General features: G+C 66.8%; 15 protein-coding genes. 7 read left to right on the top strand and 8 right to left on the bottom strand.

The features are described from left to right. Nucleotides 1-73: 73 nt before the first annotated feature. The gene (locus IG98_RS0124610; protein WP_030916621.1) at nt 74-670 is read left to right on the top strand and encodes an ArsR family transcriptional regulator; all 597 of its coding nucleotides are present in this window, start codon (nt 74-76) and stop codon (nt 668-670) included. Beyond that, nucleotides 667-1,038 (top strand): hypothetical protein, encoded by a 372-nt coding sequence (locus IG98_RS45240; RefSeq protein WP_211264094.1) that lies wholly within the window; start codon nt 667-669, stop codon nt 1,036-1,038. Before IG98_RS0124610 ends, IG98_RS45240 begins: the two co-directional genes overlap by 4 nt. Nucleotides 1,039-1,458: 420 nt before the next feature. Here IG98_RS45240 and IG98_RS0124600 read toward each other — a convergent pair whose 3' ends face one another. Further along, on the bottom strand, nt 1,459-2,376 hold the full coding sequence (locus tag IG98_RS0124600) for a DUF6891 domain-containing protein (protein ID WP_030916618.1): 918 nt from the start codon (nt 2,374-2,376) through the stop codon (nt 1,459-1,461). Between the two features lie 363 nt (nt 2,377-2,739). Between IG98_RS0124600 and IG98_RS0124595 the strand changes: the two genes are divergently transcribed. After that, complete coding sequence (locus IG98_RS0124595) at nt 2,740-3,051, top strand: type II toxin-antitoxin system Phd/YefM family antitoxin (protein ID WP_030916615.1); 312 nt, start codon at nt 2,740-2,742, stop codon at nt 3,049-3,051. Nucleotides 3,052-3,053: 2 nt separating this feature from the next. Beyond that, entirely contained in the window at nt 3,054-3,572 is a 519-nt protein-coding gene (locus tag IG98_RS0124590; protein ID WP_030916612.1) for a type II toxin-antitoxin system RelE family toxin, read from the top strand. A 419-nt stretch (nt 3,573-3,991) separates the two neighbouring features. Here the strand turns inward: IG98_RS0124590 and IG98_RS0124585 are convergent, their stop codons facing one another. The 3 genes from IG98_RS0124585 to IG98_RS51995 all read right to left on the bottom strand — a co-directional run bounded on the left by IG98_RS0124585 (nt 3,992) and on the right by IG98_RS51995 (nt 6,780). After that, complete coding sequence (locus IG98_RS0124585; RefSeq protein WP_030916609.1) at nt 3,992-4,675, bottom strand: HAD family hydrolase; 684 nt, start codon at nt 4,673-4,675, stop codon at nt 3,992-3,994. A gap of 518 nt (nt 4,676-5,193) precedes the next feature. Continuing rightward, a complete protein-coding gene (locus IG98_RS0124575) occupies nt 5,194-6,450 on the bottom strand; it encodes a mannosyltransferase family protein (RefSeq protein WP_157594492.1) in 1,257 nt (418 codons plus the stop codon). Between the two features lie 150 nt (nt 6,451-6,600). Further along, the gene (locus tag IG98_RS51995; protein ID WP_281178521.1) at nt 6,601-6,780 is read right to left on the bottom strand and encodes a multicopper oxidase domain-containing protein; all 180 of its coding nucleotides are present in this window, start codon (nt 6,778-6,780) and stop codon (nt 6,601-6,603) included. On the opposite strand from IG98_RS51995, the gene IG98_RS0124570 reads away from it, so the two are divergent. Continuing rightward, nucleotides 6,694-7,434 carry an IS5 family transposase gene (locus IG98_RS0124570; RefSeq protein ID WP_281178519.1) on the top strand — a complete coding sequence of 247 codons (741 nt, stop codon included), beginning with the start codon at nt 6,694-6,696 and terminating at the stop codon, nt 7,432-7,434. The two genes, IG98_RS51995 and IG98_RS0124570, sit on opposite strands and share 87 nt — an antisense overlap. 132 nt (nt 7,435-7,566) lie before the next feature. Here the strand turns inward: IG98_RS0124570 and IG98_RS0124565 are convergent, their stop codons facing one another. Both IG98_RS0124565 and IG98_RS0124560 read right to left on the bottom strand, forming a co-directional pair. Continuing rightward, entirely contained in the window at nt 7,567-8,652 is a 1,086-nt protein-coding gene (locus IG98_RS0124565) for a recombinase family protein (RefSeq protein ID WP_084195615.1), read from the bottom strand. A 410-nt stretch (nt 8,653-9,062) separates the two neighbouring features. Beyond that, complete coding sequence (locus tag IG98_RS0124560; RefSeq protein ID WP_030916599.1) at nt 9,063-10,049, bottom strand: NAD(P)-dependent alcohol dehydrogenase; 987 nt, start codon at nt 10,047-10,049, stop codon at nt 9,063-9,065. 376 nt (nt 10,050-10,425) lie between these two features. On the opposite strand from IG98_RS0124560, the gene IG98_RS0124555 reads away from it, so the two are divergent. Then, entirely contained in the window at nt 10,426-11,049 is a 624-nt protein-coding gene (locus IG98_RS0124555) for a DUF2306 domain-containing protein (RefSeq protein WP_030916597.1), read from the top strand. A 147-nt stretch (nt 11,050-11,196) separates the two neighbouring features. Here IG98_RS0124555 and IG98_RS0124550 read toward each other — a convergent pair whose 3' ends face one another. Together IG98_RS0124550 and IG98_RS0124545 are read right to left on the bottom strand one after the other, a co-directional pair. Continuing rightward, complete coding sequence (locus IG98_RS0124550; protein ID WP_030916594.1) at nt 11,197-11,847, bottom strand: response regulator; 651 nt, start codon at nt 11,845-11,847, stop codon at nt 11,197-11,199. Beyond that, a complete protein-coding gene (locus tag IG98_RS0124545; RefSeq protein ID WP_030916591.1) occupies nt 11,844-12,989 on the bottom strand; it encodes a sensor histidine kinase in 1,146 nt (381 codons plus the stop codon). The genes IG98_RS0124550 and IG98_RS0124545 overlap by 4 nt, the downstream gene beginning before the upstream one ends. A gap of 320 nt (nt 12,990-13,309) precedes the next feature. Between IG98_RS0124545 and IG98_RS0124540 the strand changes: the two genes are divergently transcribed. Further along, on the top strand, nt 13,310-13,506 hold a 197-nt coding region (locus IG98_RS0124540), incomplete at its 3' end, for a YciI family protein (protein ID WP_030916587.1).

The following is a 13,506-nucleotide window of genomic DNA, read 5'->3' as shown; positions in this document are numbered from 1 at the left end:
CCAACCAGGTGAAATGTCGATTCCAGCACGTGGGCACTATGACTTGCGTAAGCTGCAAGCTATCTTTCAGTTCATGAAACAGCCGCCGTCTGTCCTGCTTCCCTTGCTGCGCTCTCCCTTTCAGGGGGAACTCCTGGCTTGGCTCTTTCTCCATCCCGATGAGGAGTACGCACAGGTTGAGCTGGCAAGGCGGTTCGGTGTCTCGGCCTCGACCGTGACGCGCGAAGTCGATCGTCTCGCCGCGGCGGGTCTGGTCGCCGAGCGAAGATTCGGCAACATGCGGATGATTCGCGCGGACACCGACACGGTCGTGGCTCGACCGCTGACCGAGTTGCTCGCTCTGACGTACGGGCCGGTGGCCGTGCTCGGTGAACACCTGTCTGACGTCGCCGCCGTCGAGGAGGCGTACATCTACGGTTCCTGGGCCGCGCGCTACTCGGGAGAGCCAGGCCGGGTGCCGAATGATGTGGATGTCCTGGTTGTCGGCGCTGTTGATGAAGACGATCTCTACGACGCCGCCAGGGCCGCGGAACGGCAGCTCGGCAGAGAGGTGAACATGCGCCGGCTGAGCCGCGATGACTGGGAGTCTTCAGGCGGCGATCCCTTCCTGGAAACGATCAGGTCCCGGCCACTCGTACGACTCAAGATTGAAAAGAGGAACGTTCGGTGAGATGGGAGCAAGGGCGCGCCACTTTTGAAGGCATGCTGGGCCGCGGTGAGATCGAAAAGGTCGCGGCGAGCCGCCCGCAGGCCGAGGAGTTGCTCGCTCAGGCCGGGAAACACCTGGCGACCGCTCGTCTCGCGATGGAGTCGGATCCGATTGGCGCATACCAGTTGCTCTACGACGCGGCCCGTAAGGCGTTGTGCGCGGTGCTGGAGAATCAGGGGCTTCGAGCCAGTAGCCGGGGCGGCCATATCGTGGTGTACGAGGCGGTCAGCGCGCAGCTTGATCCACCGTTGAGCCGGAGCCTTCGTCCCTTTGACCGGATGCGTCGACGGCGGAATGAGGCAGAATACCCGCGTCTGGGGTCACCTTAATTCGACGCCGACGATGTTCGGGCCGACATAGCCAAGGTTGAGGCGATCATGGAGATCGCGGCGAAAGTGATCGATCAGATGCAACCTTTCTGACGACGCTTTGGCTGCCGCCTCGGAGAAAGTGCCGCCATAGGCTGTATCTCGAAGCGGGGCTGGCCACTGCGGGACCGCTGGCACCAACATCAAGCTAGGTGACCCGTCCGAGTCGTCCTGCCCGACGGGCCTGACGGACTCGGAGAAGTAAGCACAGGGGTGGGGAGACTCTCGTGCGGACTCGGGGTGGTATAGGGGGCCTGTCTCTTCAGCCTCATGAACGGCGAGGTGTGACCTGAGCTGACACGCAGTCTGCCCAGGATCGTCCCACGGTGGTCTTGGATCGTCGCCATTTCTGGCAACGATCCTCACTGCAGGTGTACCTGCTCAGCCGACGAGGCGTTTGCGCCAGTCGAGAGGGACAACAGTGATGGCCTGCCGGGGATCGCCGTTCCACTCCACCGAGAGGCCGGTTTCCCTGAGTGCGGCCACGATCTCTCGTCCGATGGACGCCGTTGTATCTGATGAGCCGTCGAACCCGCCGTACAGGAGTGCCAGCCCATGTCCGGCCGCGGCCGAGTCCGTGCACTGGCTGTGAAAGTAGACATGACCTCGGGCATCCGGTGAGCCCGCCGCTCCGATCTCCGCCTGACCGCAAGTACGGCAGCAGGTGAAGTTCTCCCTCGCCGTGATGCCCGCGGCTTCCAGGGCGGTGAAGGCCCGGCTGAGCCGTTCCGGGTCCGTCTCCCCCTTCCAGGAGGCCTGCTCCTCGACTCGTTCCAGCCACATTCGGTCCACCAGCCAGCGTGCCTGTTCGGGAGAGACCGGTCGGCGGTTCCCTGACACGAGATAGTCCTGTGCGATCTCGGCCAGTTGTGCTCGCGTCTCGTAACCGCCCACGATCACTTCACGGATGCGCGCATCGAGCTTCTCGCGCTCGTCCTCGTCAAGTTCGAGAGGAGGTGGAGGCTCAGGGAGGCCCAGGTCCAATGAGGTCCAGTTCAGTCCGGAGCCCCATTCGTCCTCCAAGCACGCCCAGCGGGTCATGGCCGTGATTACCGACACGGGCCTGTCGAGTATCGTCTGGAAGTGTCGGTCGGGTGCCCCGTCACGGTGTTCCAGCACATAGTCGCCTCCATCCTCGTGCCATACCTGAATGAAGACTTCGGGTAGGTCGGGAATCCGCTGGACGACCAGGAACCTGTCGTCCTGACCGCCCAGCCGGTTGACCAGTTCGGCGAGTCTCCCAGCGCTTGCCCGGACGTGCCGGCGACCGTCCTCTGTCAGTACGGTGATCGCGAACATACCGGTCACCCTGGCACAGGGCGCGGAGAGGTGACCAGCCCAGAGGGAAGGAAGCACCTACCGGGCACACGACTTGCGAAGGTCGTCGGCTACCCGGCGCGACCCGCGACCGGGGCCCCGCGGAGTGCCGCCTCATGGCACCAGGCACCGAACAGCCACTGCGGTGCCGGCGGCACCAACGTCAAGCTAGGTGACCCATCTGAGTGGGGCGCCTGCCAGACGGGCCTGGTCCCGACCGAGGAGTAGCTCTTCGCGCGCTGCCGTGGGCTCCGCCGACCTTTCAGGCGCAGGCCGTTTCGCTACGACGGCCTGCGATGCGGTTCGGTGATTGTTTCTCTATATAGTTTCCTATATAGTTTTTGCATGACTGTTCTCCATGATGCGACCGAGCTCACGGTCACCGAGGCCGCGCAGCGAGGGGTGGCCCGTCTGGTGGCTGATGCGGAGCAGGGGGCGGATCTGGTGGTGACCCGTCGGCATCAGCCGGTTGCGGCGGTTGTGAGCATGCGGCGTCTCAACGAGCTAGAAGAGGCCGCGGCCGATCTGCGGGATCTGGCGCTGGTTCTTGTGCGGGCGGCGACCGACAGCGGGCGACGGACGTCGATCGATGATGTCCTTTCCGCCTTCGGGCATACCCGTGAGTCGCTGGCCGCGCTTCCGGATGACGACGAGTAGCGGTGTCCGACGTCGTATTCACCGACCCGGCCGTTGACGATCTCCGCAGGATCGGGCCGGACGCGGTGCCCAAGGTTCTGAAAAAGATCCTTCTGCTGCTGGAGAATCCTGAGGCCGGTTACCCGCTAGGTGGGGAACTCACCGGATTCCGCAAGCTCGTCGTCGGCCGGAACACCTGGCGGGTCGTCTATCGGATCACCGATGACAAGGCGGTCGAGATCTGTGAGATCTGGGCGGTCGGCGAAAGGGCCGACGCGGAGGTCTACGCCGAGGCCAAGGCACGAGTCCGGGCGGCCGGCGGTTCGCGTCCCGATGTCGTCCGCCTCGGCGAGGTCATCGACCGCCTCGGAACTCTGACCGATCACATTCACATCGACGAGGTGCCTGCACGAGAGCCGGTTCCTGACTGGCTCGCCAATCGGTTGATCTACACAGTCGGCATGGCCCGCGAGGATGTGGCGGCACTCGGCCTGGAGGAAGCCGTCGATCTCTGGACGGAGTTTCGCTCGGGGGCACGTTAACCTGTAGTCGCCGTTCACAGGTGGCACTGTGCACGGTGAGAGCCATTTGGCGCTGGGTTACTGCGACATCGGCGGCACCAGTGTCAAGCTAGGTGCCCCATCAGAGTGGGCCGCCTGCCAGACGGGCTTGGTCTCCGCGGAGGAGTAATCCTCTATGGTCACGCTTGTACGGCTCACACTTACGTTCTAGGTGTGAGCCGTCTTGCTGTTGGGTGTGGTCGAGCTGTTGATCTTCCGCGTCCCGGACGGAATCACCGCTTCATAGCGTTCCTGCACCCCTTCATTACGAGTTAGAACACGATCGTCCAGGACCGTCTACAGCCGTCTTTCGGGCCTGCTCGGGCGGCCTTCATGAGGTCCCTCAGTCCACGGTCGTCCAGGTCCGTCCAGACCTGTTTTTAGCAACCGCGTTAGCAAGATCAACATTTGTGTCTTCCCCACTTCCGAATCGGTCGCCGAACCGCGTGCAGGATCTCCATCGCCTGCAGCACGTTCGTGACAACGTGGTCCGCCTGGTGCTCCTGGTCTGGCCAGGTCCCTCGGTCGATCCAGACCGTCCGGAGACCGGCGGCTCGTCCTCCATCGATGTCGGCGACTAGGTGGTCCCCGACCATCCATCCCCCATCGGCAAGAGTCATGCCGCACCGCCGGACGGCGATCTCGAACAGGCCGACATCGGGCTTGCGGATGCCTTCAAGCCCAGACAGCGCGTAGGCGTCGACCGCCTCGGCCAGTCCCGTCCGCTGAATCTTGCCGAGCTGGTTGTCCGCCGTCCCGTTGGTAACGATGGCAATTTTCCAGCCGGACGCACGGAGTCGAGCCAGGCCGTCCATCACCTCGGGTCGACAACGCACCAGATACGGCATGCGCCTGCGATAGTGGCCCCACAACTCCTTGACCGACTCAGTGAGAGCGAAGTAGTCGCGAACCTTGGCGAAGAAGACCTCACGATGCGGATAACCCGTCTGGTCGAGAGCAAGTAGCCAGTCAACCGCCTCGTGCTCAAGGCCGTGCTCGTCAGCGAACTCCCCGGTCCAGGTCTGGAACGCCTCGTCCACGTTGATGAGAGTGTTGTCCAGGTCGAAGAGCGCGAGTCGTTGCACAAGGATTCATCCTAGGTACGGCATCGCCACAAGCCTGAGCGCCTGTTTACAAACGGGAGCCGGTCACGACGTAGAGGGCTCTTCGCTCTGGTCACGTGGCAGATACGGTTCGGTGGCGTGTGATCATGTGAGGCGGGGTTGCTATATCCCACCGCTGTACACAGCATTTCGGCCGATGGTCAGCCCGAGTCACCCGATAGCAAGGAGACCCGTACTGCAGGGTCGCCCGGCCCAGGCCCGGAAGCCTCGGGGCAGTAAAGAGAGCACCACTTCAGTCTCCAATCCCCCCTGGTGGTGGAGGAGGTCGTTCGGGCTGTCAACGACGTCTGAATCTTGGCGTCGTCTGAATTCGAGGAGCTCGTCGCCATGATGGTCGAGGCGGACGTCCGGCTGCTGTCCGACGGTGGCGACCCCGAGCAGGACTCCTCCTGGCCCTGACGGCACCCGCCGCCCCGCGCCCGCCCTGACGCCCGCCGGTGGACCGCCGGGCGCGGGCGGAATGCCGGGCGCGGGCGGTGTCAGCCGATCCACGCGCCGGTGGTGAAGTTCCCGGTGTTGATCGCCATGACCGGGATCATGATGGCCATGCTCACCAGCCACACCCAGGGTCTTCGCACCCCCGCGACGCCGATGGCGATCCACAGGGGAAACCAGGTCAGCGACCCCCGGCCGATCGACATGTAGAACGACGACAGGGTGAGGAAGGACAGCACCTGGGGGGTGATGTACGCGAACTCCGGCCACTTGCGCCGTACCGCGAGGCAGCCGGCCAGCACCAGCAGCACCGCGGCCGAGATGATCTCCTCGTAGTAGGACGTGGTGAGCGAGGCGACGTCGTCGGACATGCTCCAGGTGTTGGCGAGCGCCTCCCACGGCCAGACGGCGTGCCGGCCCCAGAACCGGTCCTGCACCGAGTTGTAGGCCAGCCAGTCGCCGGTGCGGGTCCACTGGTAGACGCTGTACAGCACGAGCGGCACACCGGGGAGCGCGAGCCAGGGCAGCAGGCGCCACCCGCCCGGGCGTTTGCGGCCGTTCTCCGCCGCCAGGAACATGACGAGCAGCCCGAAGGCCAGGAACAGGCCGGAGATGCGCACCGTGGCGGCTCCGGTGGCGCACAGCGCGGCGTCCTCCCAGCGGCCGTTCCTGGCGAGCAGCCACGCCGAGACGGCCAGGGCGAGGAACAGCGCCTCCGAGTAGCCGGAGTACAGGAACACGGCGAACGGGCTGAGGAACAGCGCCGCCACCGCGTACCGGCCGCTGCCTGCCGCGTACGTCTCGGCGAGCCGCGACAGCGCCACCGCGAGCACCGCGCTGGCCACCAGCGAGATGATCATCGTGGCCAGCCGGCCGTCCTCGACGACCGGCCGCATCACCTTGATCAGTATCGCCATGCCGGGGAAGAACGCCGGCAGCTTCCCGGCGTCCTGCATGCCCGGGGGGCCGTCGTAGCCGAACTGGGCGATGGCGATGAAGTTCTCGGCGTCCCAGCGGGTGAACCGGTTGAGGAAGGGGTCGGTGGTCCGGCCAGGGCCGGCCAGGTAGGTGTAGATCAGCACACCGACGTGCGACAGCGCCCAGAGGAGCAGGGCCAGCCGGTCGCCGGGGTCAGTCAGGAACCTGGGCACCCACCGCCGCCCGGCCACCTCACCGGTTGACTCGCCGGTCGTCTCGCCGGAAGTCTCGGCGGTCGTCTCGCCGGGACGTGCGCCGGGTTCCGCGTCGGCCGGTTCCGGCTCCGTGATCTCCACCGGCCCGGCGGGCGCGCGATCAGTCATGCAAGAATCCTTATATAGCCGCAAAATCCGGGCAACCGGTTGCCCACGGCATGATCCTTCCGTGCCGGCCCGTCCCCGCTCATCTCCTGCGAAGACCACTTCCGCCCGGTGGCGGGATGCCCCGCCCCGCCGTGAAACTTCCACGCGGTGCTAGCCGCCGTGCCCGCCGTGGAAGGGGGATGTCACGCCCTCGTACCGCAGATGCAGGGCCATCCCCTGGTCGGCGTGCGCGAGGTTGTGGCAGTGGTTCATCCACACGCCGGGATTGGCCGCGCGGAACGCCACCTCCCACACCTCGCCGGGCCGCACGTCGAAGGTGTCTGGCGGCAGATCGTGTACGACCTGCAGGCCGCCGGGGACGCCCAAGGGCTGATCGGCTGGGAGGTGGGAGTCGATTCCACGATCTGCCGAGCCCACCAGCACGCGGCCGGGGCATCGACAAAAGCAAACCGGCAGGCCGAGCCGCCCGGCGGGGTGGAGGCCGAACCCGACGATCACGCTTTGGGCCGCTCTCGCGGCGGCCTGTCGACCAAGCTGCACCTGGCGTGCGAGCAGGGCCAGAAACTGCTGTCGCTGGTCGTGACCGCCGGCCAGCGCGGTGACGCGCCGCAGTTCGAGGCGGTCATGGCCGCCATCAGGGTGTTTCGTTCAGGGCCGGGACGGCCGCGCACCCGCCCGGCCCGGGTGCGGGCGGACAAGGCCTACTCCTTCCAGGCCATCCGTTCTCACCTGCGCCGGCGCGGTATCCGCGCCACGATTCCCGAACCGGCCGACCGGGTTCAAGGGCGGCTACGACGCGGCAGCCGCGGTGGCCGGCCTCCGGCCTTCGACCGGATCGACTACCGCGATCGCAACGCCGTGGAGCGCGGCATCAACCGGCTCAAGCGCCACCGCGCCCTCGCCACCAGATACGACAAGCTCGCCGTCCGTTACCAGGCCACCATCCATATCGCCGCCATCAACGACTGGCTCACCTGCCTTTGAAATAGGCTCTAGCCCGAGAGCCGTTGGCGGTACTCCAGTTCGCCCGGTGGCAAGGCCTGACGAAGGAGGGCCGCGGCAGCGATCGCCCAAGCCATGAGCGGTAACTAACCGAAGTCAGCGATCGTCACGGCCTCAGCTATCAGGATTGATCCCCGTTGACGGGATTGCCCGAGTCACTGTTTTCAACGGCTCAAACCGTTCCGCGTCCCGCACATGCTCATCAGTCCGGGCGGCGTTGGTGGCCACGCCGCCGCAGGCCGCGGTGCCCGGTACGTTCGGGCACACGTAGCGCGGCACGCCGGAGCGGGGACGGCCGCTCATCCGCCAGCCACACCGGCCGCACCGCAGAATCCCGGACAGCAAATAGGTCCGCCCGGTGGCGGCCTGGGCACGGAAATCACGAGCTGGATCACTCAACAGGGCGCGCAGCCGATCCGAGTCGGTGGCACTGATGATGGCGGGCCAGACGGCGTCGGCCACGATCTCCCCCAGCAGCGGGCGCGTGGTCTCGGCAGCGCTGCGGGGCGTGTGCTCGCGCCGTCCGCTGATCCGCGCCGACGCCAGCAACCGACGCAATGTCGTCGGGATCCAGTGACCTCCGGCAGGAGTCGTGATCTCACGCTTTCGGAAGTCTCGACACACGCTCGACAGCGACTCTCCGGCGAGTAGCCGTCGAGCGGCCTCCCGGATCACCTCGGCTTCCTCGTCGATGACCGTGACGCGGTCCTCGGCGTAGCCGTATGGGCGCATCCCTCCGCCGGAGACCTTGCCCGCCTCGGCACTCTGGCGGCGCTGACGCTTCTGCCGCTCGGCCTTGTGCTCGGCTTCATGCCGGGCGGCGGCTCCCAGCATCCGGGCGATCAGACGTCCGGTTGGGGTGGCGAGATCGATTTCCCCGGTGACGGTGGCCAGTTCGACGCCGCGCCGGTCGGCCAGGTCGATCACGTCTTCCAGCTCACGCGGGGAGCGGGTCAGCCGGTCGACGTGCCAACAGGCGATGGCATCGACCGTCCCTTCTTCGATGTCGGCCAGCAGACGCTTCCACGCCGGACGCGGCGCTCCCGAGTAGGCGCTGACGTCGTTGTCGGGGTAGACGTCCACCACAGTCCACCCTTTACGTTCGATCAGGGCTCGGCAGTCGGCCTCCTGGCGGGCGACGCCCAACCCTGCGCCCTCACGGTCCTGGCTGATCCGGCAGTAAATCGCGGCTCGTCGCATGGGTCACATAGATACACGTTGGTAGGCACCGGCGTTTCCTGGCCGGTGGGTGTCGTACCTGTCGGCCGCCCCTTCAAGGCAGGGGTCACCCGGTTGTTTTGAGTGGATCGGTGTCGGGCTTGCGAATGCCCTCGGTTTCCGAGAAGCCGAGCCATTCCGTCTACGCTCTCCGTCCCGCCGAGCCGCTGCAGATCGTGTGGGGCTTCTGCTCGCCCCGGTCGCCCTTCACCTATCCCGATGGAGAGTCGGTAACGGTCTGATCTGTAGATGCCACCGCGCACGAACCTTGTGGTTACCGCGGTTTCGGAGGAGTGGCCGGACGCGGAGACCCCTGGGGGCGATCAAGGGGTCTTCGCAGGCGGGACATCGGCCCGGTCGAGCGTCGTGCGCGTGGCGGATCCGGTGGTGCCTCAAACCGTGATGACGACCTTCCCCGGGGTGTGTCCCTCCTCCTGGTATCTGATGGCCGCCGGGATCTCTTCGAACGGGTAGCACCGGTCGATAACCGGGGTGATTCTGCCGTCCTCGACGAACTCGGTCAGTGTCATCAGGTTCCGTTTGTTCTCCGTGTATCGGACCACGTCCGCCAGGGTCGTCCGCTGGGACATGAACGGCGACGCCATGAACGCCGAGAACATGTGGCCAACGGGTTGCAGCCATCGGCCGCCCGGCCCGCCGACGATGACGCGGGTCCCTCTGGGGGTCAACACCCGCCGGCATGCCGACGGCGAGCGGCCTCCCGCGACGTCCAGCAGGAGATCGTAACGCCGTCCATTCCGAGTGAAGTCTTCTTTGGTGTAGTCAATGACCTCATCTGCGCCGATCGAGCGGACCAGGCCCACGTTGCGCGTGCTGCAGACGCCGGTGACCTCCGCGCCGAACACCCGGGCGAGCTGCACGGCGAACGTCCCCACGCCTCCCGAAGCGCCGTTGACGAGGACCTTCTGTCCTGGCTGGATCTGCCCCTCGTCACGCAGGCCCAGCAGGGCGGTGTTGGCCGCCATCGGTATCGCCGCCGCCTGCTCGTACGACAGGTTCTTCGGTTTCGGCGCCAGTTCGTCTTCCCGGACGCAGACGTACTCGGAGAAGCCGCCCTGCTTGGGCATCGCGAACACCTCGTCGCCGGGGCGGAACTCCGTCACGCCCTTGCCGACCGCCTCGACCTGTCCCGCCACGTCGGCGCCCAGGATGCCGATCTTCGGCTTGCGCAGTCCGGGGCCGCCGCTCATCAGGCGCGCGATGTACGGCTCCCCTCTCATGAGGTGCCAGTCATAGGGCTGGACGGAGGTGGCACGCACCCGGACCAGCACCTCGTCGTCGCCGGGCACGGGCTTGTCGATATCGGTGAGATCCAGTGCGTCGGGTGAGCCGTACGAACGTAGGACGAACGCCTTCATCACATTCTCCTCATCCATCGCGGGTACGGGTGTCAGCCGTGCCGCAGATCCATGATCGATGTCGTGGCCCGTGTCGGATGGGGCGGAGGTACCGCCGACCGGCGTGTCGCGAGCCACCGAGAATCAGCGTAGAAGGCCTGCGTAAAGGGCTCATCAGCCGAAAGTACGCCTGTTTGGCGGATGATCGGCCGACTCAGATCAGGCCGTTCTGGTGATGATCCGACACTGTCTCGGTCGTCACGATCGGGTCATGACCGACGAGAGCCTGACAGGACACCTTCCATCTCCGCAGTCGACGCGAAGCGGCCGGCCGGCGGATGACCAGAACACCGCGGAGACTTCCGCCGTAGCCTCCTCTGCCAGGGCGGATTGGCTCGTGCCCGCCGCGCTGGTGGTGCTCAGTGCTGTTCCGATCATCGCCGGAGCCGTCCGCCTGACCGAGCTGACGGGCGGCGCGGACATCACACCGGAGAACGCACGGTTCTTCGCGGCGCCCCTGCCGGTGGTGCTGCACATCCTCAGCGTCAGCCTGTACAGCGTTCTGGGGGCCTTTCAGTTCGCTCCCCGCTTCCGCCGCCGGAGGTCCGCCTGGCACCGCGTCGCCGGGCGGGTTCTGGTCCCGGCTGGACTCGTCGCGGCGCTCTCGGGGTTGTGGATGACCCTGTTCTATCCCCGCCCTGAGGGCGACGGCGATCTCCTTTCCGGCTTCCGGCTCGTGTTCGGCTCGACCATGGTCGTGGCCGTCGTTCTCGGCTTCGCCGCGATCCGGCGGCGAGACATCGCCCGGCACCGCGCCTGGATGATCCGTGGTTATGCGATCGGCCTGGGCGCGGGCACGCAGGCGCTGACCCACCTGTTCTGGTTCCTGATCATCGGCGCGCCCGGCGAGTTCTCCAGGGCGCTGCTCGTAGGCGCCGGATGGGTGATAAATCTCGCGGTGGCCGAATGGGTCATCCGTAGACGACCGGCCAATCCAACCCGCGCCCGGTCAGCACCTTGATGCCGCTGTGGGCGGTCCTGCGGGCCGGTGAAGGAAACGGGCCGTCAAGGACCGGGAACCTGTCGCCGGAAGTGCGGCAGGCGTCGCGGGGACGGTGGGCGGAAACCGGCCCGCCCCGCGAGGGGAGCCGTCGTGGCGTGGTCACTTCTAGACACGCTTGGTCTCGTAGGCCCACATGGCGATCTCGACGCGGTTGCGGGCGCCCAGCTTGGCCAGCAGGCTGGCGATGTGGGACTTCACCGTGCTGAGAGAGATGTGCAACTCGTCGGCGATCTCGTTGTTGGTCCGTCCACGTGCCACGGTGGCCAGGATCTGTTCCTCCCGGGCCGTGAGCGCCTCGATGGGGCGCACCGGCGGTGTGGCGGGCATGGTGCGGGCGAAGGTTCCCAGCAGCCGTGCGGTGACGCTCGGGGCGATGAGCGCGTCGCCGTCCGCGGCGGCGTGGACGGCCTGGGAGAGCAGGTCGGTTCCGGCGTTCTTGAGCAGAAAACCCCGGGCACCGGCTCGCAGCGCGGCGTAGACGTACTCGTCGAGGTCGAAAGTGGTGATGACGACGACGGCGAGGGGGTCCTTGACGCCTGGCCCGGCGAGGGAGCGGGTGGCTTCGATGCCGTCGAGGCCGGGCATGCGGATGTCGAACAGGCACACGTCAGGGTGTAGGCGCCGCGCCAGCTGGACTGCTCGCCACCCGTCGGCGGCTTCGCCGACGACCTCGATGTCCGGCTGGGCGTCGAGAATCATGGTGAGCCCGGTGCGGACGATCTCCTGGTCGTCGGCGACGAGCACCCGGATGCTCACGTCACCGCTCCGGTCCGGGGCAGTACGGCGGTCACGGTCCAGCCCCGATCCGGGGCGGGGCCGGCCTCACAGGTGCCGCCCAGCAGGTCAGCGCGTTCGATCATGCCGATGAGCCCGTATCCCGGTGACCCGGCCGAGCGTACGAGGCCGCTGTCGCCGTCGTCACTCACGCGCAGGCGCACCGACGTGTCGTCGGCGGCGACGCGAACCTCGATGCGGGTGGCGTGACGGGCGTGCCGTCGAGCGTTGGTGACCGACTCCTGGGCGATGCGGTAGATCGCAGCCTCGACGGACAGGGGAAGGTCACCGATGTCGTCGGAGATCTCCACGTCGACGGACGGGCCGGAGCGGCTCGGGCTCGGGCTCGCGAGCTTTTCGAGGTCGGTGATGCGACGGACGGGCGCCGGCCCCGCGGGCTGGTCCCGGCGCAGGAGGCGGACCATGGCGCGCATCTCGTCGAGGGCGTGTGCCGCCTCGGCCTCGATCACGTGCAGTGCCTCGGTCGCGGAGTTCGGCCGCGACGCCGAGGTGGCGATGCCCGCCTGCGCTCGGATCGCCATCGCCGAGATGTGATGGGCGACGGTGTCGTGCAGGTCGCGGGCCAGCCGTTCGCGTTCGAGCAGCTTGATCTGGTCGAGTTCGCGCATTCTCGCCCCGGCCCGGTAGCGGAGCGCCCCGCCCAGGGCGACGGCCGAGAACGTGACGGCGAACGCGCCGACCGCGTCGCCGGGGGTGAGGCGGCCGGAGAACAGCGAGAGGGAGACCGTGGCGATCATGATGGTCAAACCGACCGCGACCTCGCGCCCCGACCCCCATCGGAACAACGAGTACAGCAGGACCAGCACGTACACCATCGTGTACGTCTCCAGGGGGGCGCCGTCCGTCAACAGCGGGGCCAGGCTCGTGGTGGCGAAGACGATCACCACCATCAGCAGCGGCCTGGTCCGGCGCCACAACAGCGTGGGCACCAGCCCGACGGTGACGGTCACCGAGACGGCCCGCCACGGAAGATCGGGCCGCAGGACTCCTTCGAGCACCGCGACCGCCACGAGTACTCCCACGAGTGCCCAGTCCCGCCAATCCCGCGACGGCGGGCTGGGAGGGCGGGGCTCATCCCATACAGAGCGAAGAAGGGCGAGCACATGAACATGGTACGAAAGTCCACGCTGCTCGGGGCGGCCCAAAGTACCGGACACACATTTCGCCGTCGCGCGGCCTCGGCAGATACAGTGGCGATAAAAGATCTTGAAAAAGATTTGAGCGGGCTGTCGAATCGGGGCGACCCCGTTCGAAGCGTAGTCAGAGGGCCGAGAGGAACACCCGAGAGCCGGCTCGTGACTCGTGAGGAGAACGGTCATGACCCAGCGGACGACGAGGACCGCGCACCCGGTGACCTGGACGCCTAAGCACACCTGACCCCCGCAGCACACCGCCAAGAAAACAGGATCGAAGGAGACGTTCGATGCGATACATGATCACCATTAAGGTCACCAGCCAGCCTTCCACCCCGCCGTCGGCGGAGTTGATGGAGGCCATCGCCAAGCTCGGCGGGGAGGCCACCGCGGCCGGGGCGTTGCTGGACACCGCCGGGCTGGCCCCGAGCGCACAGGGCGCGCGGGTCACGATCACCGCCGGCAGGCTGAGCGTCACCGACGGCCC

Origin of the sequence: Streptosporangium amethystogenes, assembly GCF_000721075.1 — a bacterium.
GTDB lineage: Bacteria > Actinomycetota > Actinomycetes > Streptosporangiales > Streptosporangiaceae > Streptosporangium > Streptosporangium amethystogenes.
Note: the sequence above shows the minus strand (reverse complement) of the source record. Positions and strands in the feature narration are given on the sequence as shown.